Origin of the sequence: Phycicoccus avicenniae (genome assembly GCF_018139485.1) — a bacterium.
Lineage (GTDB): Bacteria > Actinomycetota > Actinomycetes > Actinomycetales > Dermatophilaceae > Phycicoccus > Phycicoccus avicenniae.
In genome coordinates this window covers 1-21,220 of record NZ_JAGSNF010000014.1, presented here as the reverse complement: position 1 = coordinate 21,220, position 21,220 = coordinate 1, and the positions used below count along the sequence as shown (strand labels likewise).

The following is a 21,220-nucleotide window of genomic DNA, read 5'->3' as shown; positions in this document are numbered from 1 at the left end:
AGCTTGCTGTTGAGGTTCGTGTTGAAGTAGCTGAAGGCGATGCCCCCGTTGTCCACGAGCGCCTTGTACGTCTTCGTCATGATCGCGGGGTCGTCGCGAACGGACGCCTCCCCGAAGCCCGTCTCGGCCAGGCCCCAGGGCACGCCGGTCCTTGCCGACCACGCCTTGAGCGGCTCGAAGTAGCGACCGCGGAAGTCCTTGTGCTTGGTGACGGTGGACCCGTTCTTCGTCATCCCGTACTCGTCGTAGATGTCGAAGCCGGCGATGTCGACCTTGGTGTTCCGGGGCCACATGTTCTCCAGCCGGAACTTGTCGGCGCCGTAGAACTGGTGCCACCCCATGAGGATGATCGTGAAGGCGACGTTGTCCCCGCCGGAGCGCAGGATCGGTCCGAGCCTGGCCTGCATGGCCGTCCACCGGGTGATGTCACCCCCGTCGTTCTCGGGCTCGTGGTGCACGGCGACCCAGACGGGGCCGTCGACGGTGGCGAGCTTGCGGGCGATCTCGCGCGCCCAGGCGTCGCCGCGCCCGTTCGCCATGTCCGCCCACGAGTACGGCGCCTTGAAGCTGACCCACGGGACACGGTGGTTGGCGATGTCGCCCTTGGCGGTCGCGACGGCCTTGTCGATGCCGGTCGGGCCGAAGTAGGTGCGACGGACGCCGATCTGCTTCGAGAGCCACGACTCCCAGCTGCCGGGGTCGGTGTTGCTGTTGTAGGCACCGCCCGCGTAGGCCCCGCAGGACGGGATGCCGCGCGAGGAGACGGAGCAGCCGTTGCTGAGGCGGGCGACGGTCTCGGCCGTGGCGAGGGTCGCCGGTGCGGCGACCTGCGGGACGGCGGCCGCAGCGGCGGGGGCGCGCAGGGGTGGCGCGAGCATGAGGGTGGTGACGACGGACGCCGCAGCGACCAGGCCGAACACACGACGGGCAGGGAACATCGTGGCTACCTCCGGGCAGCAAAAGAGCGCGGGCGGTGCAGGGGGGAATGCCCGCGCTACAAGACGTGAAGATATACACGATCAGTCCGGAATGTGCCAAGAATGGCAATTCTCTCGGACGAATGACGATTCGTCCGTCCTCGGACTCCGGTGGACGGCCGGAGCCGTCCGCCGCGCAGGTCAGCCGGTGGGGAGGTGGTTCGGACCGTAGCCCAACGCCTCGAGCCACGCGTCGCCCTGGGTCTGGAACGCGTCCACGTCGTCGAAGTCGACACCGTCCCCACGGGCTCCACGGTCGATGGACCGGGCGAGCGCCGGCAGCCTCTCGGCGTGCTGGGCGCCGGGGCAGTCCGCGGCACGGTCGGTGACGTCCGTGACCTGCGTGACGAGCGGCCGGGTGTACTCCGCGAGGTCCGGGCGACCCACGCCGCCGGCGACCCGGCCCCAGGTCTGCGCCAGTCCGGCGACGTCGGCGTCGGAGACGGCGCACGCGACGTCGGGCGACGGGACACCGGTCCCCGCTGTGGGGGTCGGCGCGCCGTCCGGCGGCGTCGCGTCGCCGGACGGGTCGGGACCACCCGTGGGCGTCCCCTCGGGCGAGGGGGTCGCCGCCGGCGGCCCGGGAGCCGGTGCAGACGGGGACGACGAGGCCGGGGCCGCCGTGCCCTCCGGGTCGGATGGGCCCTGCGAGCTGCACCCTCCGAGGAGAAGCACTGCAACGGCCAGTGGCGGGACGAGGTCGCGTGGTCTCATGGTCACCCCTGCACGGTGTCGACGGTCCGACCCCCATCATCCCTCGCGACCGGCCCGTCGGGAGACTGTTCACAGATCCGGGACGGGAGGTGACCGATGGTAGCCCTGGCGACTCCGCGAGCTCGGGTGGGTGTGCGCTCCGTGGCCCTGCCGCCGTGGTGGCCCCTCGCCGCGGTCGTCTACGGGTACCCGCTGTGGTGGCTCCTGGGAGTCGCCGCCGTCGTCCCGCTCCTCGCCGCACTCGTCATGCTCCGCCAGCTGTGGCGGACCTCACCGGTCGTCCTGCCCCGGGGGGCGACGTGGTGGCTGCTCTTCCTCGTGTGGGTGGTCATCGGCGTCGCGACGCTCTGGGTGGACGCCCCCGACGCCGTCCCCGGGGGTGGGCCCAGCCGGATCGTGCCCTTCGCCTACCGGCTGGCCTGGTACGCGACGTGCACCGTCGTCCTGCTCTGGATCGCCAACTCCAGCCGCCTCCGGGTCCCGACGCGGAAGGTCGTCGACATCCTCGCGTGGATGTTCGTCATCGCCGCGTTCGGGGGGCTGGCGGGCGTGCTCCTACCGACGCTCGAGCTGCGGTCGGTCCTCGAGCTCCTCCTGCCGGGAGGGGTGCGTGGCAATGCCTTCGTCCAGTCCCTCGTCCACCCCGGACTGGCTGACGTCCAGACGGTCCTGGGTCGTCCCGAGGCCCGCCCGAAGGCACCCTTCCCGTACGCCAACACGTGGGGATCGGTGCTCGCGCTCAGCCTGCCGTTCTTCGTCGTCGCCTGGGTCAAGGATGCCGGGACCGGCCGCCGCTGGGCCGCCGTCGCGGTGCTCGTCGTGGCCGCCGTGCCGACCGTCTACTCGCTGAACCGCGGCCTGTGGGCGTGCTTGGTGCTCGGGCTCGTCTTCCTCGGTGTCCTCCAGGCCTGGCGTGGTCGCCCGGCGCAGCTCGTGGCCACGGTCGTCGTCGTCGCGGGGGCGGTCCTCGCGCTCGCCCTGAGCCCCCTCGGCTCGATCGTGTCCGAGCGGTTCGACAACCAGCACAGCAACGAGCGGCGCAGCGAGCTGCTCGTCACGACGGTGAACAGTGCGGCCGAGGGCTCTCCCGTGGTCGGGTTCGGCTCCACCCGCGACGTCCAGGGCAGCTTCGCATCCATCGCAGGCGGTGGGACCCCGTCGTGCCCGGCGTGCGAGGTCCCACCCCTCGGGACGCAGGGGCACCTGTGGTTCGTCGTCTTCGCGCAGGGCCTGGTCGGTGCGCTGTTCTTCGTCACCTACTTCACCGGTGCCCTGCTCGCATCGTTGCGATGTCGGACGATCACCGAGGTCCTCGCCACCGTCGTCCTGCTCTTCTTCGGGCTCCAGCTGTTCGTCTACGACACCTTGGGCATCCCCCTGCTGCTCGTCATGGTGGCCATCGGGCTCGCGTGGCGGGACCAGAGCAGGCAGGCGGACTCCGAGGTGGTGCTCTTCCGCGTCACCACCGTGACGTCCCTGCTCGCGCGGGTCGCCGGGCACCGGCGATGGTGGGTGGCCGCCCCGGCGCTCGCCCTGGCGGCAGGGCTGGTCCTCGCCGCCCTCCAGCCGCCGCGCCACGAGTCGCAGCAGGCGATCCTGCTCAAGGAGGCACCCAGCTACCTGCCGGCCGCCGACGGTGGCGTCGAGTCCCCGCGCGAGACGACCGTGGACACCGAGGCCGCGCTCGTCATGGCGGAGCGGACCATGCGGGGAGCGGTCGCGGGCACCGGGGTGGCTCCCGCCGACCTGCGTCAGCGCGTCCGCGTCACCGCCGTTCCGAGCACCCGGGTCATCGTCCTGCAGGTGACGGCCGGCGACCCGCAGGTCGCGGACGACGAGGTCGTCGCCCTCGCCGGGGCGTACCTGGCCGCTCGACAGGACTACCTCGCGCAGCGCCGGGACCAGTACCTCGCCCGGTTGCGCGACCGTCAGACCGAGCTGGTCACGGTCGGCGGTCCGGACGGGCGCTTCCTCAGCACGGACCAGCGCGAGGAGCTGGCCGTTCTCGGCGAGGCCGTGACCGACATCGTCCTGACCCCGACGAGCGCCGGCGAGCAGCTGCGCCTTCGCGAAGCGGTCGAGCAGTCGCCCCCCTACGACCTCTACGGAGCATCCGGGCTGGGGATCGGCATCCTCGTCGCGGCCGTGGCGACGGCCCTCGGGCGCCGGCGGTCGGCGCGGACCTCGTCAACGGCGACGGGCCGCGGGAGGGTCGTGCGTGCGGTCCAGCGGCTCACCGCGGCCGGCCGGTCCCGGGGACGGGCTCAGCCGAAGACGGCCCGGACCACACGGTCGCCGGCGTGACCGTCCTCGTGCGGGCAGAAGGTCTCCGTGAACCAGCGGTACCGGTCCGCCGACGACCGCACGACGCCCGCGAGGTCGGCGAGAGCGTCCGCCAGGTCCTCGCTCGTGGTGGTGATGGGACCGGGGGCCCACTGCTCGTACTCGAAGTACATCGGCCGGAGGTCCCGGCGGTAGTGCTCGAGGTCGGGGGCGTGGAGGACGATCGGCTTGCCCGTGACGGCGAAGTCGTAGATGGCCGAGGAGTAGTCCGAGACGAGGACGTCAGCCGCGAGGTAGAGCTCGGCGACGTCGGGGTGTGAGCGTACGTCGATCGTGAAGCCCGGCAGAGGTGCGGCGCTGGTGGGGACGTTGGGGTGCAGGCGCGAGAGGAGCACCGTCCCCGGCAGGCGATGGCGCAGCACGTCCAGGTCGACGAGGTCGGGTTGCACGAGACGCCCCGCGGTATCCCGCGTGTCGTCGCGCCACGTAGGGGCGTAGAGCACCGCCGTCGTCCCGTCCTGGATGCCCAGCTCTGCGCGGACCCGTCGCCGGATCGACCCGTCGTCCTGGGAGAGGACGTCGTTCCGGGGGTAGCCGGACTCCACGACCGTACCGTCGTACCGGAAGGCGCCTCGTAGGATGCGGGTGCACTCGGCGCTCGGGGAGACGAGCACGTCCCACTTGGCGACGTCCCGGTCGACCCGACGCAGGTGCGCGGCGGCGCCGGGGTACTTCGAGTCCACCTCGTCGTGGCCGACGGCTTTGAGCGGCGTCCCGTGCCAGCACTGGACGTACGTGACCCGGGGGCCCTTGACGACGTGGCGGCTCACGATGTCGTTCGTCACGAGGAAGTCGCTCGCGAGGAGACGGGCGAAGTAGCCGGCACGGTGTCGTCGGACCCCTCGGACGTCGGGGCGCGGTGCCCGTCCGTCCGTCGTCGTCCACCACTGGGTGAGGTCCGGGTGGGTGCGCAGGAGCGCCTCCGAGATCGCCCGGGGACTGTCGGCGTAGCGGCCTCTCCACGCCTCGAACAGGACGCTGCTCACGAGTCCACCGCCGTCCGGGCCCGACCGACGGCGAGCCGGTCGAAGAGGGGCGCGATGTGCAGGGTGTCCCGCCGGTTCCACAGGACGGTGAGGTAGACGAGCGCGAGGACGGGTAGCGCGACGAGGTACACGCCGAGGCTCAGTCGTCCGGTGAGGCTCAGCACAGCGATCGGTAGCCCGAAGACACCGACGGAGGCGAGGGCCGCGACCAGGGTGGAGCGGGACAGCGGGGTGAGCCCGTTGAGCCGCCGGACCTGGACGAAACCGAGCCCGGACCGCACGACGACCGCCGCGTTCCAGGCGACCGCCGCGCCGAGGATGCCCATCCGCGGGATGAGGAGGAAGCACAGGCCGAGGTCCACGACGAGGGCGGTGAGGGAGTTGACGAGGCTCAGGCTGCTGCGACCGCCCATGAGCAGCATCGTGTCGACGGGACCGGACGCGACACCGACCATCATCGCGATCGCCATCGTGACGACGACGACCGTGCCCTCGGCGCGGTAGCCGTCGCCGAAGAGCCCGAGGTATATGCCCGGGGCGGCACCCACCGCGAGGTAGATCGGCCAGGACACGAGGATCGACCACGCGGCGCCGGTCTTGTAGATCTCCCGGAGGAGCCCGGTCTCCCCGGACGCCAGGAGGTGCGCGAAGCGCGGCTGCAGGGTCTGCTGGATCGCCTGGGAGCCGAACTGGCCGAAGGCGACGAACCGGGTGGCCGCCGTGTAGACGGCGGCGGCCGCTGGGGTCAGCAGGGCCCCGATGATGATGATGTCGGCGCGCTGGATGGTCATCTGGGACACCTGCGCCACGCTCCGGGGCCAGGTGAAGGCCCAGAACTGGCGCCGGACACCCCGCAGGACCGGAAGCGGCCCGTGGCCGAAGCGGCGTCGCGCTGCGGACCGGGCGAGGAAGGCCGCGACGACCCCGGCGAGGACGTAGGGCATCGCCCACGCGAGGCCGAGCTCGACGAGTCCGCCGCCCGTGACGAGGACGAGGAGGGCCAGCAGGCACTGGAGCGTCGCGCGGCCGATCTTGTCGACGAGGACGCTGGCGCGCATCGTGGCGAGCGATCTCGTCGCCGCGAGCGAGACGGTCATCAGCGTCGCGACCGGCAGGGCGACCGCGAGGACGACGAGGAGGGATCGTGACGCGTCCGAGCGCAGGCCGATCGCCGCCGCGAGCGGGTCGTGCCACACCAGGGCGGCCGTGGCGACGACGATCGACGTCGTGCCGGTGACCTGGTACGCGCCCGTCCAGCTGCGGCGGGCCGCTCCCGGGTTGCCGTCGACGAGGTGTCTCGCGGTGAACCGGCCGAGTCCGGCGTCCGCGCCGAGCGTGCACAGGGCCATCGCGATGACGAAGAGCGACGTGGCGCTGAAGAACTCGCCGGCCAGCGACTGGGTCGTCGACCGCGTGACGATGAGGACCGTGAGGAAGGTCGCCGCGGCCGACACGACCGCGCCGAGGAGGCCGAAGGCTCCTCCACGCGCGATGCCGCGCAGCAGCTGGTCCCGGCCGTCAGTCATCGGTGCGGACGAGCCCGGCCGCGGCGCGGTCGGAGGGGCGGCGGTAGCCCCGTGGCCCTCGAGGGCCCCGGGGACCGCGGGCGCCACGGCCGCGGGACGGCTCCGCGCCGCTCCCGAGGACGAGCTCGTCCTCGGCGTCCTCGCGCTCCGTGTCGGCATCGAGGTCGGCGCCGGCGTCCTCGACCTCTCCCGGTCCGGGCCGAGGGTCGTCACGCTCGCCGTCCGCGGTCGCGTCCGGGGTCTCGCGGGTCTCGTGGGTGTCCTCGGTGGGGGACGTCCGGTCCCGGACGACCGCGGCGGAGCCCTCACCGCGGGTCTCGTCCGCCCTGCCGGGGCGGCGGACGACCGCGGAGCCGCGCCGTTCGACACCCTCGACGAGGACGACCCCGAGGAGCTTCTCGCGCGCGGACGAGAGGTCGTCCCCGGCGCGGACCAGGTCGGTGAAGGTGGACTCGCCCGAGATGGCCTCGACGACGACGACGTCGGAGATCGAGGCGAGGGCCCGGGTCTTGGAGTCGTGGATGCTCCCCGCGGCGATGACGACGACGTCGGACCAGTCCCGGAGGGACTCCATGATCGTCTCCATCCGGTGCGTCATGAAGAAGTCGTCGATGCTCAGCGCGCCGCCGCGGCGGATGAGGCTGCCGTGGGGCAGCACCTCGTGAGGGGTGTAGTCGAGTGGCTCCTCGGAGGCGAGCAGCTCGGACAGGGCGGGCGCGCGGGCGTCGAGCGGGCTCTCGTCGGACGGCAGGGCGCCGACGGTGTCGACGAGGACGGCGTCGAGGCGGGAGGCGGCGAGGGTGAGCATGAGCGGAAGGGCGCTCGTCGGGGTGCGGTCGGAGGCGGAACCGGTGGCGAGGAGGACGACGAGGGGCCGCTGCTGCGTCGCGGTGAGGAGGTTGACCCGCAGCGCGCGGTAGTTCTCGGTCAGGACCGTGCTCGTCGGGTCGTCCTCGAAGCTGGCGACGATGCGCTCGGACTCCTCGGCCGAGACGACGGCGAGGAGGGAGTGGCCGAGGATCCCGACGTCGTCGGGGTGGTGGATGTGGTTGTCGAGCCGCGCCCGGACGAGCGCCACCCCGAGGGCGAGCACGAGACCGCCGACGAGTCCCGCCACGGGGTAGGCCACCCAGGAGCCGAGCAGACCGCGCGGCTGGACCTCGGCCGGCGTCACGACCTGCCCCGGGTTGGTGGGCACGAGGTCGATGTCGCCGGCGCGCGCCCGCAGCTGGTTGATCTGCGAGGCGACGGCGTCGAGCTGTGCCTGGACGACGCTCGCGTCCGCGGAGCCGTCCTCCAGCCCGCCGAGCCGGGTGGCGAGCGTGGCCTGCTCGTCCAGACGGTCCTCGATCTGCTGCTGGATCTGCTCCTGCTGGGAGGTGGCCAGGTCCTCCGCCCGGTTCTGGCGGTACGCGAGGTACTGCTCGGCGAACGACTGTGCGAGTGCGGCCGAGCGTCCGCCCTCCGGCGTCTCGTAGGTGATCTCGACGATCTGCGAGTTCGGAGGGACGTCGACCGTGAGGCCTCGGAGCAGGTCTGAGGAGGACTCGGAGGCGGCCAGGTCGTCGCGGACCCGCGTAGCCACGGCGTCCGAGCGGACGAGCTCGGACTCGCTCACCATGTTGATGAGGTCGTCCCCGCTGCCCGAGGTGGAGAAGGGGTTGCCGTCGAGGGGGTTGACGAGCACCGACGCACCGGCGGTCTCGATGTCCGACTCGCGAAGACCCACGAGCCCCCCGACCAGCGTGCCGAGGAGCGCCAGGACCACCGCGGCCCTCGTGCTGGACCGCAGCGCCACCTCGAGGGTCGCGCTGCGCGGACCCGAGAGCCCTCGGTTGGCCACGTGTGTCCGCCCTTCGTCGTCCGCTTCCCCTGACCTCGTCATGGTAGCCGCGCGGCATCGGCCGCACCGGCGCTCGGGCAGACCCGACCGTCCTCCGAGAAGTCGGTGCGGAGCACGGCCGTCCGGGGCTAGGCTCGGACCGCGCGTTGCAGGGAACCAGCACGACGAGGAGGGTGGCTCGTGGCTGCGAAGGCGGAGACACCCGCCGTCGGGGGGTCGTCGGGTCCGGGCGAGAGCTCCGACCCGACGTCGCCGATGCTCGAGACGGTGGCCCGGCTGTTCCCGGGCGCCGAGGTGTCGAGGTCCCGGGGGCCGTCGGACGGGGGGTTCGAGCTGGCGTTCTTCCCCTCCGCACGGTGGCCCAACGCCGTCGTTCCGGTCGGCTGCCCGCGTGCGGCCGCTCGATCGGTCCGCCGTTTCAGCGTGGCCGACGGACCTCGCCCCACCCTCGCCCGGCTCGCCTCGGCGGGTGCACTGCGCGTCGGTATCGGTGCGGTGCGGGACCGGGTGGTGGTGCGCGGCGGCGACGACTCCGTGCTCGACCACCTCGCACGGGTGTTCGGCGAGCGGGTCACCGTGAGCATCGCCATCGGGACGGCGAGGGCGAACCGCAAGCCGGTCCTCCAGGTGTTCGACGACGCGGGCCGCACCCTGGGGTTCGCCAAAGTCGGTGTCGATGCGACGTCCCGGCACCACGTCGGGCTGGAGGCCCGCAACCTCGCGCTGCTCGAGGGCAGGGTGCCAGGCGGGATGTCGGTGCCCGCCGTCGTCGACGCGTCGACCTGGGCCGACCACCTCGTCCTCGTGATGACCGCCTTCAGCACGCGGCCGCAGCAGCCGAACGCCCGTCGCGTCGTCCCGGACCGCCTCATGGGCGAGTTCTCCCGCGCCTTCGGCTCGGAACGTCGTGAGCTGGTGGGGACGCCGTTCTGGGCGGACCTCTCCCTGGCGAGCACCCGGCTGCCCCCCGGTGACGTCGCTCGTCGGGTCGGGTCGGCCCGGGCGGCCGTCGAGGAGCGGTACGGGCGGCTGCCCGTCCGGACCGGGGCCTGGCACGGGGACTGGACCCCGTGGAACATGGCGTGGGCCGGGGGCACGCTGCAGGTCTGGGACTTCGAGCGATTCGACCGGGCCGGACTCGTGGGGCTGGACGCCCTCCACTACGTCGTCAACGAGCGGACGCAGCGTCTCGGTCCGTCCGCACGGGTGGTGCTCGACGCCGTCCAGGACGCCGGCGGCGGGGCCGACGGCGACGCCCCGACCGAGGTGCTGGCGGCGTGTTACCTCGCCTCCGTCGCCGTGCGCTACCTGGAGGGCGCGGCCGGGGACCGCACGTCGGGCGCACACCGGAGGGCGGAGCTCGTGACCGAGGCCCTCGAGGAGATCCTCGACCGACCGGCCCCCGGGGGCTCCCGTGCGACCTAGACGACTACCGCGAGGGCGGGTCCCGTCGACCGGGCGGGCGGGCGCCGTCGCCCGCCGCGGTGTCCTCGCCGTCGGGCAGGCGACGGCCCGGTGGCGGATGGAGCCCGACTTCCTCGTCGTCGGCGCCCAGCGCGCCGGGACGACCTCGCTGTTCCGGACGCTGAGCGAGCACCCCGACATCGCGAGGCCGACGGCGTCGAAGGGCATCGGCTACTTCGACCTGAACCACCACCGGGGCCGCCGGTGGTACCTGGGCCATTTCCCGCTGCGTCTCGGTCGTGCCGGGCAGTCGACCTTCGAGAGCAGCGGGTACTACGCCTTCCACCCCCTGGCTGCCGCCCGGATCGCCGAGGACCTCCCCGACGTCAAGGTCATTCTCGTCGTGCGCAACCCCGTCGACCGCGCCCACTCCGCGCACCGCCACGAGCTCGCCCGCGGGTTCGAGACCCTGCAGTTCGAGGAGGCCCTGGAGGCCGAGGAGTCGCGCCTCGACGGCGAGGTCGAGCGCATCCTGGAGGACCCGAGGTACGAGAGCTTCTCGCACCGGCACCACGCCTACCTCGGGCGGGGCCGGTACGCGGAGCAGGTCGAGCGGCTCGTCCGCGAGCTCGGACGCGAGCGGGTCCACGTCGTCGACGCCGACCGGATGTTCGTCGACCCGGAGGCGGAGCTCACGGGCCTGTTCGCGTGGCTGGGGCTCGCCGGTTGGCTCCCGGACGGGTTCCGGCGGGAGAACGCCCGGCCCCGCGCGGCCATGGACGTCGACCTCCGCGCACGGCTGGAGCGGTACTTCGAGCCGTCGGACCGTGCCCTCGCCGCCCATCTCGGGCGCCCGCCGTCGTGGCGGGCGGACGACCGGGGCGACGCCTGACCGCCGGCCGACCGGTGACCGGGACGACGGGGGTGACGCCCCGCCGTGCGCTCGTCGTCGTGGCCTTCGTGGTCGCGCTCGTCGTGGGCTGGGCGGTCTGGTCGCGCGAAGCGCCCGGCACCCTCAGCAACGGCTGTGAGTACTCCGCACGGGGGATCCCGGCGTGCGGGGCCTACGTCGGGGCGGCGGTCGGTGGCAACGACGACCCGGCGACGCTCGAGGACCGGGTGGGTGCCCTCGGCGTGCGGCGCACGTACTGGCGGGCGGATCAGCGCGGCGAGGCCGTCGACACCGCCCGGTCCGACCTGGCGGCCGGCCGTCTGCCCTGGATCAGCTTCAAGCTCCAGGTGCCGTGGGAGGAGGCGGCCGTGGGTGCACGGGACGAGTGGACCCGCGCGCTCGCCGACGGGCTCGCAGACCTCCCCGGTCCCGTGTGGGTGGCCCTGCACCACGAGCCCGAGGGGGACGGCGACATCGCCGCGTGGCGGACCGTCCAGGAGCGGCTCGGCCCCGTCCTGCGGGAGAGGGCGCCCAACGTCGGCTTCACCGTCGTGCTCACCGGCTGGAACCAGGTGAACGGACCGCCGGCGTACGCCCTCGACCGGATCTGGCCGCGGACGACGGTCGACGTCGCGGGCTTCGACGTCTACCAGATGTACGGCGTCGAGCGCGGCGGGACGAGGGTCGAGGAGGTGACCGACCTGCCCCGCGAGTACTTCGCCCCGTTCTCCGCGTGGGCCCGGGAGAAGGGGGTCCGCTGGGCCGTGGCCGAGACCGGCACGACCGACACTGCCGCGGACGAACGGCCGGCTCTCCTGGGGGAGACCTACGCGGCGCTCGTCGACGCCGGCGGGGTGGCCTTCACGTACTTCGACTCCCCACTCAACAGCATCGCCGACTGGACGCTCCGGACGGAGACCAAGCAGGAGCAGTTCGCCGAGGTCCTCGCCCGCTCCCCGAGACTCCCGGACCTCCGCTGACCGGGAGGCGGCACGAGGACCGGGCTGTCGGTGGCGCGGACTACGCTGATCAGCGACATGCCCACGCTCAGCCCGCTGCGCGCCCGTCTGCGCGCGCTCCCCGCGTTCACCCGTCTCTCCGAGTCCCTCGACCTCCCGTCCGCGGAGGTCTCCGCTGCCGCACCCCCCGGGGCGCGGCACGCGGTGGTGTCCACCATCGCGCCGCGTCCGTCGGGCGCCCCCGTCCTCGTCGTCACGGCGACCGGTCGCGAGGCCGAGGACCTGCACGCCGCCCTCGCGGCGAGCCTCGGCCCGGACGTCGTCGCGTCGTTCCCGTCCTGGGAGACGCTGCCGCACGAGCGGCTCAGCCCGCGCAGCGACACCGTCGGCCAGCGGCTGTCGGTGCTGCGGCGCCTGGCCCACCCCGAGGCGGGCGACGACACACACGGCGCACTGTCCGTCGTCGTCGCGCCGGTGCGCGCGGTGCTGCAGCCCATCGCCAAGGGCCTGGGCGACCTGCGCCCCGTGGCCCTCTCGGCCGGTGACGAGGCGCCCCTCGAGCAGGTCGTCGAGGACCTGGCGGCCGCCGCCTACGCCCGCGTCGACCTCGTGGAGCGGCGCGGGGAGTTCGCCGTCCGCGGCGGCATCCTCGACGTCTTCCCGCCGACCGAGGAGCACCCGCTCCGGATCGAGTTCTGGGGCGACACCGTCGAGGAGATCCGCTGGTTCAAGGTCGCCGACCAGCGCTCCCTCGAGATCGCCCAGCACGGCCTGTGGGCGCCGCCCTGCCGTGAGCTGCTCCTCACCCCCGCGGTGCGCGAGCGGGCCGCGGCCCTCGCCGACCGCCTGCCGGGCGCAGCGGACCTGCTGGACAAGCTCTCCCACGGGATCGCCGTCGAGGGGATGGAGTCGCTCGCGCCGGCGCTCGTCGACGGCATGCAGACCCTTCTCGAGGCGCTGCCGTCCGACAGCGTCCTCGTCGCGTGCGACCCCGAGCGTGTCCGCACCCGGGCGCACGACCTCACGGCGACGAGCGAGGAGTTCCTCCAGGCGGGCTGGGCCAACGCCGCCGGCGGCAGCGCCGTGCCGATCGACCTGGAGTCGGTCCTCGGCACCGCCTCCTTCCGCACGATGGCAGAGCTGCGCGAGCAGGCCCGCGACCTCGGGGTGCGGTGGCTCGACCTCACCCCGTTCGCGGGCGACGAGGACGACGACACCCTCGACCTCGGCCTCACCGTCTCGCCGACGTTCCGCGGGAGCACCGAGGACGCCGTCGCGGAGCTGCGCCGCCTCGCCGGCGACGGCTGGTCGGTGCTCGTCGCGACCGAGGGCTCGGGCCTCGCGCAGCGCGTCGTCGAGGTCCTCGGCGAGCACGACGTGCCCGCCCGGCTCGCCGCGGACGAGGCCGACCCCGAGCCGGGCGTCGTCACGGTGACGACCGGTGCCGTCGGGGCGGGCTTCCTCCTTGCGGGCGAACGGCTCGCCGTCGTCACCGAGGCCGACCTCACCGGCGCCGTCGCCGGGGCCGGCACGTCGACGAAGGACATGCGCCGGATGCCGTCGAAGCGGCGCAACCAGGTCGACCCGCTCCAGCTGCGTACCGGCGACTTCGTCGTCCACGAGCAGCACGGGGTCGGCCGCTTCGTCGAGATGATGCAGCGCACCGTCCAGGGCGCCACCCGCGAGTACCTCGTGCTCGAGTACGCCTCGTCCAAGCGCGGCCAGCCCGGGGACCGGCTCTACGTGCCGACCGACCAGCTCGACCAGGTGACCCGCTACGTCGGGGGCGAGCAGCCGACGCTCAACAAGATGGGCGGCTCGGACTGGCAGCAGACGAAGGGCCGCGCCCGGCGCTACGTCAAGCAGATCGCCGCCGAGCTCATCCGGCTCTACTCGGCGCGGATGGCGAGCAAGGGCCACGCCTTCGGCCCGGACACCCCGTGGCAGCGCGAGCTCGAGGACGCCTTCGCCCACGTCGAGACCCCCGACCAGCTCGTGACGATCGACGAGGTCAAGGCCGACATGGAGCGCGAGGTCCCGATGGACCGGCTCGTCTGCGGCGACGTCGGCTACGGCAAGACCGAGATCGCGGTCCGGGCAGCCTTCAAGGCGATCCAGGACGGCACCCAGGTCGCCGTCCTCTGCCCGACGACCCTCCTCGTGCAGCAGCACCTCAACACCTTCTCCGAGCGGTACGCCGGCTTCCCCGTCACCGTGAGGTCGCTCTCGCGCTTCCAGACCGACGCCGAGGCGAAGGCGGTCCTCGCCGGGCTCGCCGAGGGGTCGGTCGACCTCGTCATCGGCACGCACCGGCTGCTGTCGAAGGAGGTCCGCTTCAAGCGGCTCGGGCTCGTCGTCGTCGACGAGGAGCAGCGCTTCGGCGTCGAGCACAAGGAGCAGCTCAAGGCGATGCGCACCGACGTCGACGTCCTCGCGATGTCGGCGACCCCGATCCCGCGCACCCTCGAGATGGCGGTGACCGGCATCCGCGAGATGTCGACGCTCGCCACCCCGCCGGAGGAGCGTCACCCCGTCCTCACCTACGTCGGCGCCTACGACGAGCGCACCGTGACGGCATCCATCCGCCGCGAGCTGCTCCGCGAGGGGCAGGTCTTCCTCGTCCACAACAAGGTGTCGACGATCGACAAGGCCGCCGCGCGCATCCGCGAGCTCGTCCCCGAGGCCCGGGTCGCCGTCGCCCACGGGAAGATGGGCGAGCAGAAGCTCGAGCAGGTCGTCCTCGACTTCTGGGAGAAGCGGTTCGACGTCCTCGTCTGCACGACGATCGTCGAGACCGGCCTCGACATCAGCAACGCCAACACCCTCATCGTCGAGCGGGCCGACCGGTTCGGCCTCTCCCAGCTGCACCAGCTGCGCGGGCGCGTCGGCCGCGGCCGGGAGCGGGCGTACGCCTACTTCCTCTACCCGCCGGAGCAGCCGCTCACCGAGACCTCACTCGACCGGCTCCAGACCATCGCGAACAACACCGACCTCGGCGCCGGCATGGCGGTCGCGATGAAGGACCTCGAGATCCGCGGCGCGGGCAACCTCCTCGGCGGCGAGCAGTCCGGGCACATCGCCGGCGTCGGCTTCGACCTCTACGTCCGGCTCGTCGGCGAGGCCGTGGCGGCCTTCCGGGGCGAGGGCGAGGAGGCGCCGGCCGAGATCAAGATCGAGCTGCCGGTCGACGCCCACCTGCCGCACGACTACGTCCCGCACGAGCGACTGCGGCTGGAGATGTACAAGAAGCTCGCGGCCGTCGTCGACGAGCAGGCGCTCGCCGAGATCGAGAACGAGCTCGTCGACCGCTACGGCGCCGTCCCGGAGCCGGTGCGCAACCTCCTCGAGGTCGCCCGGCTGCGGACCGTCGCCCGGGCCGCCGGGGTCTCCGACATCAGCGTCCAGGGCACGATGATCCGCTTCGGGCCGGTCGACCTGCCCGAGAGCCGCCAGCTGCGGCTGCGGCGCCTCCACCCCAAGGCCATCCTCAAGCCGGCGACGAACGCCCTCCTCGTCCCGGCCCCGAAGACCGCGCCCGTGGGTGGCCGACCGCTGCGCGACCGTGCCATCCTCGACTGGGCCGCCGAGGTCGTCCGCACCGTGATCATGGATGATGTGGGCGAGGCCGCCCGCGCCGCGACCGCCCCCTCCGCCGGGGCGACCCGATGAAAGGACTGCTCGTGACCCTCCCGGTTCGTCGCACCGCCGCCGCGCTGACCCTGGCGGCCGCGCTCGTCACCGCCGGCTGCGGCTCGCTCGAGACCGACCGCGCCGCCACGGTCGACGGTCGCGTCATCACCGAGACCGAGGTGCAGACCGTCATCGAGGAGGTCAACGCGATGGGGGTGCTCCAGCAGCCGTTCGACCCCACGAGCGCCCTCACCGCCCTCGTCCGCGCCGACCCCGCGCTGGCGTTCTTCGAGGAGAACGGCATCGTCGCCTCCGAGTCGGTCGCCGAGCGGGACGCCCGGCAGGCCGGGGTCCGCGAGCCGAGCGACGCGACGGTCCGCGTCCTGCGCTTCTTCAACGCGCTCAACACCGCGGCCCAGAGCCAGCAGTTCACCCCCGAGGACGAGCAGGCGCTCGTCGCCCGGATCAACGAGCAGGACATCGAGGTCAACCCCCGCTTCGGCGACTTCGACTCCGACGTCGCCGCCGTCGCGCCGATGACGCCGGAGTGGATCCAGTCCGAGCCCGAGGCCGCCGCCCCGTGACGGCCGGGCGGCTCGGGCTCGTCGTCACCTCGCCCCGGGTCGCCCCGGGTCTGCTGTCGCACGGCGCGTGGGAGGCCGTGACGACGGCCGGCCGGCTGCTCGCCCGCACCGACGACGAGCCGCTCGTCGAGGCCCTCGTCGAGGCCGGCCTCCACGTCGAGTGCCTCGGCCCCCTCGCGCCGGCCGCCCTCGCCCGCACCCTCGTCGACGCGGCGGACGACGTCGACGTCGTGTGGCTCGGCTCCTCGGACGCCGACCCTGGGCTGACGGACGCGCTCGCGTCCGAGGTCTCCCGTCTCGAGACCCCGCCGGACGTCGAGGTCGTCGTCGGCTCGTGGGACGTCCAGGGGGGCCGGCTCCTCGACGTCGTCGCCGCGATGGACCGGCTCCGTTCGCCCGGGGGCTGCCCCTGGGACGCCGAGCAGACGCACACGAGCCTCGCCCCGTACCTCCTCGAGGAGGCCCACGAGGTCCTCGAGGCGATCGGGAGCGGCGACGCCGACCACCTCGCCGAGGAGCTCGGGGACGTCCTGCTCCAGGTCGTCTTCCACGCCCGGGTCGCCGAGGACGCCCACCCGGACGCGGCCTTCGACGTCGACACGGTCGCCGGCCTCCTCGTCGACAAGCTCGTCCGCCGGCACCCGCACGTCTTCGCCGACGGCGAGGCGTCGAGCCCGGAGCAGGTCGAGCAGGAGTGGGAGCGGATCAAGGCCACCGAGAAGGGGGGCCGGGCGGACGCCGCGGACCTGCTCGACGGGGTGCCGGCGACCCTGCCGGTCGACCTCACCGCCAGCAAGGTGCGCTCGCGCGCCCGGCGCCGGGGGAGGGAGCTCGACCCGGAGGCGCTCGCGCGGCTCGAGGTGGCCCAGGAGCGCCTGGCCGCCGCCGAGGCCGACGCCCGCGCCGCCCTGCGTGCCGTCGCCTCGCCGACGCCGACGAAGCCGGGGACGTAGGCCGGCCGTGCCCCTGCTGCCCGCCCTCCCGGCCGGTGACCCCGGCGCCGTCGTCGCCTGGGTCGCCGAGCACCTCGGCGACCTCACGGCGGAGGGCCCGGACAGGGTGCGCGCGAGCGGACGGTTCCCCGGCGGCCAGCGGGCCGCGGACTCGGCGCTCGCCGCCTTCGACGTCACGGGCTACGCCCGGCGGCGCAACCAGGTGTGGCCGCAGGACGCGCGGGGCGCGTCGGCCTTGTCCCCGTGGATCCGGCACGGCCTGCTGCCGCTGCGGGAGGTCTGGGACCACGTCGCCGGCGGGCCGTCCGGCGACGTGCGGAAGTTCCGCGACGAGCTGCTGTGGCAGGAGTACGCGCGCCACCTCTACGCCCGGCTGGGCACCGCCACCCGGTCCGCGCTCCGGCACGACGCGCCCACCGACGAGCCACGCCCGGACGGACCCGACGACCCGGCCTCCCGGACGGCCCCGTGGTCGCGCGACATGGCGTGCCTCGACCTCACCGTCGGCGAGCTCGAGCGGGACGGATGGCTCGTCAACCAGACCCGGATGTGGCTGTCCTCGCACTGGACGGTGCGCGAGGGCTGGGGCTGGCGACCCGGGGAGGACGCGTTCTTCACCCATCTCCTCGACGGGTCACGCGCCGCCAACCGGCTCGGGTGGCAGTGGACCGTCGGCGCCGGGAGCGCCAAGGCCTACGGCTTCTCCCGCTGGCAGGTGCGCAAGCGGGCGCCCGGGCTGTGCGACGGCTGCGCCTTGCGGGACGCCTGCCCGATCGAGGACTGGCCGGACACCGACCACGTCGGGAGCGCCGCCGGCCGCGTCGCCGAACCGGACCCGCGGCTGCGCCGGGACGAAGACCCCGAGGCGACCGCAGGCCCCTCCGCACCCGCGGGTGACGGGCCGGTCGAGGCGGTGTGGCTCACCGCGGAGTCGCTCGGCAGCGACGATCCGGCGCTCGCCGCGCACCCCGACGCGCCCGCCGTGTTCTGCTTCGACGAGCCGCTGCTGCGCCGGCTGCGGCTGTCCGGCAAGCGGCTCGTCTTCCTCGCCCAGACCCTGGCCGAGCTGGGGGAGGAGCGCGAGGTCCGGGTGTCCCGCGGCAGGGTCGTCCAGGAGCTCGCCGGGACCCCGCTCGCGGTGACCCACGCCCCCGTTCCCGGGTTCGGGCTGCGGGCCTCCCGACTCGACGTCGCCGTGCGACACCCGTGGCCGTGGCTCGTCGTCCCGCATGCCGGTCCGGTGACCTCGTTCAGTGCCTGGCGCAAGGCGGCCGGTCGCCGGCTCCCTCGCTGACGACGCCTCCGCCTGACCGACGTCGCGGCCGAGGGCACCTAGGCTGACGCAGTGCCCGCCGCCCCCGCCCGAGTCCTCGTCGTCGGCGGCGCCGTGCTCGACGCCAAGCTGCGCACTGTCGCGGCGCCCGTCCTCGGGACGAGCAACCCGGGCACGGCCGTCAGTGGTGTCGGGGGCGTGGGGCGCAACATCGCCGAGAACCTCGCCCTGCTCGGCACCTCCGTCGGGCTCGTCGCCCCGGTCGGCGCGGACCCGGCCGCCGAGACCGTCCTCGGACGGACCGCCGCGGCCGGCGTCGACTGCCGGCACGTCGTCGTCACACCTCATCCCACGGGCACCTACACGGCCGTCCTGGACGGGGCCGGGGACCTGCTCGTCGCGGTCGCCGACATGCGGGCGACCGACGAGCTGCGCGCCGCCGACGTCGCCCACGTGCCGGACCTCCTCGCGGGGACCTCGTTCCTCGTGCTCGACGCCAACCCGCCCGCGGAGGTGCTCGCCGTCCTCCTCGAGGCGGCAGCGGACGCGGCGGTCCCGGTCGTCGTCGAGCCGGTGAGCGTCGTGAAGGCCGACGGGGTGCGGGCCGCCCTCGCCGAGGGGCGCCCGGTGCACACCGTGACCCCGAACGTCGACGAGCTCGCCGCCCTCGTCGGGCACGGCGTCGGTCCCGACACCGGTGACGTGCTGGCCGCCGCGGACGAGCTGCACCGGCACGGGGTCCGTCACGTGTGGGTCCGCCGGGGCGAGCGGGGCAGCCTGCTGTCCGTCGACGACGGGACCGCGCCCCGCCGTGCCGTCGCCGTCGGGGCCCCGGCCACCGAGGTCGTCGACGTCACCGGCGCGGGCGACGCGATGACCGCCGGATACGTGCACGCCCTCCTCGCCGGGGCCGACGTCGTCGAGGCGGCCCGGCTCGGGCAGGTCGCCGCGGCGCTCACCTGTGCCTCGCCCGAGACCGTCCGCTCCGACCTGTCCGCCGCACTCCTGCGCCGGCACCTCACCCCCACCGACCCGCCCGTCGAGGAGACCCACCGATGACCGACGCCCCCCGTTCCCCGCTCGCCGTGGCCCCCGAGGTCGCCGACGCGCTCGCCGCCGGGCAGCCCGTCGTGGCGCTGGAGTCGACGATCATCAGCCACGGCATGCCCTATCCCCAGAACGTCGCGATGGCGCGCACGGTCGAGGGCATCGTCCGCGAGCACGGGGCCGTCCCCGCGACGATCGCCGTGCTGCGGGGCCGGCCGACCGTCGGGCTGTCCGCCGACGACCTCGAGCTGCTCGCCTCCGACGCGTCGGTGCGCAAGGTGAGCGTCCGCGACCTCGGCCACGTCGTCGCGACCGGCGGGCACGGGGCGACGACCGTCGCGAGCACGATGCGGATCGCGGCGCTCGCGGGCATCGAGGTGTTCGTGACGGGCGGGCTCGGCGGGGTGCACCGGGGCGCCGAGCGGTCGATGGACGTCTCCGCCGACCTCACCGAGCTGTCCCGGACGAAGGTCGCCGTCGTCTCGGCCGGGGTGAAGTCGATCCTCGACATCGGGCTCACCCTCGAGGTGCTCGAGACGCTCGGGGTGCCGGTCGTGGGGGTCGGGACCGACGAGTTCCCCTCGTTCTTCTCCCGTTCCTCCGGCCTCCTGGTGCCGATGCGGCTCGACACCCCCGCCGAGGTCGCGTCGATGCTCCGGGCGACGTGGGACCTCGGCCTGGAGTCCGGCGTCGCGGTGGCGAACCCGGTGCCGGAGTCGGACGAGATGACGCGGGCCGACATCGACGGGGTCATCGACCGCGCGCTCGCCGACGCGGACGCCGTCGGGGTCGTGGGCAAGGACATCACCCCGTACCTGCTCGGCCGGATCGTCGAGCTGTCGGACGGACGGTCGCTGCGGACGAACATCGCCCTCGTCGAGCACAACGCCCGGGTCGGGACGCAGGTCGCCGTCGCGCTCGCCGCCCTCCGCTGACCCTCTCGGCTCGTGAGCCGACGACGTCCTCCCGAGCCCGTTCGGTGGGTGCGAGCCTCCCGCAGCAGGCTCGACGTCGGGAAGCGGGCTCGTCAGGCCGCGAGCGCGCACGCCGCCCGGACACGGGCGACGAGCCGGTCCGGCCGCCGGAGGTCGTCCCACGTGACCCGGACGACGACGTAGCCGGCCGCACGGAGCCGGTCCTCCCGACGCTTCTCCGCCACGAGAGCGGCCCGCCCGTCGGCGCCCGAGTACTTCACGGCCCCGTCGAACTCGACGACGACCCGGGCCCCGACGAGCAGGTCGACACGGCCGACGAGGCCGTCGACGTCGGAGATCTCGACCTGCGAGCGCACCGTCCACCCGGCGAGGGTCAGCAGGAGCCGTGTCCTGGTCTCGCCCGGTGACTCGCACGCGGGGTCGACGTGCTCCACGGCGGCCAGGGCCCCCCGCCGTCCGCGAACCAGGGCCGACGCCGCCGTTCGGAGATCCTCCTGGGTGCAGGTGCCCGCGTGGACGGCGGCGTCCATCGCCACGAGACCGGCCTCCGTCCCCGACGCAGCGGTCGTGAGAACGCACGCCTCGGGCACCGGGACGGCTCGGGGATCCTGCGGCGCCGTCCCGCGACGGTGGTCAGCGAGGCGATGGACATGGACCCCGCCGCGGCGCTTCGACGTCCCGACGTCGGCCACCACGTCGACGCACGTCAGGTCCACGCCGACGAGCGGAAGGCCGTGCAGGGCCAGGGCGGCGTGGTGCGAGGCGTGCCAGCCGGGGTGGGCGCGCAGGACGCCTCGGACGGTCAGCTCGTACCGCTCCCAGGGCGTGGCGATGGCCCAGACGTCGGCGCCGGTGTACAGGCCGCGGCGGACCCGATGCAGGTCCCCGCCGCGGACGAGACGACCCAGGTCGTCGGGTCCGGCGCCCAGGGTCGCGGCGTCGGGGGTCGTGAGGAGGCCTCCGGTCGTGTCGAGAAACCGGCGGAGGTCGGTGGGCAGCATCCCGACAGGGTGCCCGGATGGACCCGGACACCCGCGGAGTTCTCCACAGCGAGGCGGCGCGATGCCGCCTCTTCGTGGGGGGGGGGGGGGGGGGCGGGGGGGCGGGGGGGGGGGGGGGGGGGGGGGGGGGGGGGGGGGGGGGCGGGCGGGCGG

Annotated in this window: 15 protein-coding genes; 10 read left to right on the top strand and 5 right to left on the bottom strand. The window is 74.0% G+C overall.

The genetic code is table 11. The annotated features are described in order from the left end of the window. Positions 1–1,118: 1,118 nt before the first annotated feature. Positions 1,119–1,364: a hypothetical protein gene (locus tag KC207_RS10355; RefSeq protein WP_211602953.1), complete on the bottom strand. Its 246-nt coding sequence runs from the start codon at positions 1,362–1,364 to the stop codon at positions 1,119–1,121. Between the two features lie 453 nt (positions 1,365–1,817). On the opposite strand from KC207_RS10355, the gene KC207_RS10350 reads away from it, so the two are divergent. Further along, the gene (locus tag KC207_RS10350; protein ID WP_211602952.1) at positions 1,818–3,995 is read left to right on the top strand and encodes a GumC domain-containing protein; all 2,178 of its coding nucleotides are present in this window, start codon (positions 1,818–1,820) and stop codon (positions 3,993–3,995) included. Here KC207_RS10350 and KC207_RS10345 read toward each other — a convergent pair. The 3 genes from KC207_RS10345 to KC207_RS10335 are packed head-to-tail and all read right to left on the bottom strand — an operon-like array spanning position 3,956 to position 8,389. Then, a complete protein-coding gene (locus KC207_RS10345) occupies positions 3,956–5,020 on the bottom strand; it encodes a CDP-glycerol glycerophosphotransferase family protein (RefSeq protein ID WP_211602951.1) in 1,065 nt (354 codons plus the stop codon). The genes KC207_RS10350 and KC207_RS10345 overlap by 40 nt on opposite strands. Then, positions 5,017–6,546 (bottom strand): polysaccharide biosynthesis C-terminal domain-containing protein, encoded by a 1,530-nt coding sequence (locus KC207_RS10340; protein WP_211602950.1) that lies wholly within the window; start codon positions 6,544–6,546, stop codon positions 5,017–5,019. Before KC207_RS10340 ends, KC207_RS10345 begins: the two co-directional genes overlap by 4 nt. Further along, positions 6,539–8,389, bottom strand: a complete 1,851-nt coding sequence (locus tag KC207_RS10335; RefSeq protein ID WP_211602949.1) for a hypothetical protein — start codon at positions 8,387–8,389, stop codon at positions 6,539–6,541. Before KC207_RS10335 ends, KC207_RS10340 begins: the two co-directional genes overlap by 8 nt. Before the next feature lie 180 nt (positions 8,390–8,569). Between KC207_RS10335 and KC207_RS10330 the strand changes: the two genes are divergently transcribed. From KC207_RS10330 to KC207_RS10295, 9 genes are all read left to right on the top strand, one after another. Next, complete coding sequence (locus KC207_RS10330) at positions 8,570–9,814, top strand: phosphotransferase (RefSeq protein ID WP_211602948.1); 1,245 nt, start codon at positions 8,570–8,572, stop codon at positions 9,812–9,814. Positions 9,815–9,911: 97 nt separating this feature from the next. Further along, a complete protein-coding gene (locus KC207_RS10325; protein WP_211602947.1) occupies positions 9,912–10,685 on the top strand; it encodes a sulfotransferase family protein in 774 nt (257 codons plus the stop codon). A 32-nt stretch (positions 10,686–10,717) separates the two neighbouring features. After that, the gene (locus tag KC207_RS10320) at positions 10,718–11,665 is read left to right on the top strand and encodes a glycoside hydrolase family 26 protein (RefSeq protein ID WP_211602946.1); all 948 of its coding nucleotides are present in this window, start codon (positions 10,718–10,720) and stop codon (positions 11,663–11,665) included. Positions 11,666–11,722: 57 nt separating this feature from the next. Next, positions 11,723–15,313, top strand: a complete 3,591-nt coding sequence (gene mfd / locus KC207_RS10315) for a transcription-repair coupling factor (RefSeq protein ID WP_211602945.1) — start codon at positions 11,723–11,725, stop codon at positions 15,311–15,313. 11 nt (positions 15,314–15,324) lie between these two features. Next, complete coding sequence (locus KC207_RS16925) at positions 15,325–15,858, top strand: hypothetical protein (RefSeq protein WP_249138688.1); 534 nt, start codon at positions 15,325–15,327, stop codon at positions 15,856–15,858. Beyond that, positions 15,855–16,811: a MazG family protein gene (locus KC207_RS16920; RefSeq protein ID WP_249138687.1), complete on the top strand. Its 957-nt coding sequence runs from the start codon at positions 15,855–15,857 to the stop codon at positions 16,809–16,811. The genes KC207_RS16925 and KC207_RS16920 overlap by 4 nt, the downstream gene beginning before the upstream one ends. 7 nt (positions 16,812–16,818) lie before the next feature. Continuing rightward, the gene (locus tag KC207_RS10305) at positions 16,819–18,105 is read left to right on the top strand and encodes an FAD-binding domain-containing protein (RefSeq protein ID WP_211602944.1); all 1,287 of its coding nucleotides are present in this window, start codon (positions 16,819–16,821) and stop codon (positions 18,103–18,105) included. 51 nt (positions 18,106–18,156) lie between these two features. Then, positions 18,157–19,143 carry a carbohydrate kinase family protein gene (locus KC207_RS10300; RefSeq protein ID WP_211602943.1) on the top strand — a complete coding sequence of 329 codons (987 nt, stop codon included), beginning with the start codon at positions 18,157–18,159 and terminating at the stop codon, positions 19,141–19,143. Next, positions 19,140–20,066, top strand: a complete 927-nt coding sequence (locus tag KC207_RS10295; RefSeq protein ID WP_211602942.1) for a pseudouridine-5'-phosphate glycosidase — start codon at positions 19,140–19,142, stop codon at positions 20,064–20,066. The genes KC207_RS10300 and KC207_RS10295 overlap by 4 nt, the downstream gene beginning before the upstream one ends. Positions 20,067–20,158: 92 nt before the next feature. On the opposite strand, the gene KC207_RS10290 is transcribed toward KC207_RS10295, so the two are convergent. Further along, a complete protein-coding gene (locus tag KC207_RS10290) occupies positions 20,159–21,067 on the bottom strand; it encodes a type IV toxin-antitoxin system AbiEi family antitoxin domain-containing protein (protein WP_211602941.1) in 909 nt (302 codons plus the stop codon). Between the last annotated feature and the right edge of the window lie 153 nt (positions 21,068–21,220).

Coding starts and splice junctions, on each gene's coding strand:
- KC207_RS10340 (WP_211602950.1), bottom strand. CDS start 6,546: ATGACTGACGGCCGGGACCAGCTGCTGCGCGGCATCGCGCGTGGAGGA.
- KC207_RS10290 (WP_211602941.1), bottom strand. CDS start 21,067: ATGCTGCCCACCGACCTCCGCCGGTTTCTCGACACGACCGGAGGCCTC.
- KC207_RS10325 (WP_211602947.1), top strand. CDS start 9,912: ATGGAGCCCGACTTCCTCGTCGTCGGCGCCCAGCGCGCCGGGACGACC.
- KC207_RS10295 (WP_211602942.1), top strand. CDS start 19,140: ATGACCGACGCCCCCCGTTCCCCGCTCGCCGTGGCCCCCGAGGTCGCC.
- mfd (WP_211602945.1), top strand. CDS start 11,723: ATGCCCACGCTCAGCCCGCTGCGCGCCCGTCTGCGCGCGCTCCCCGCG.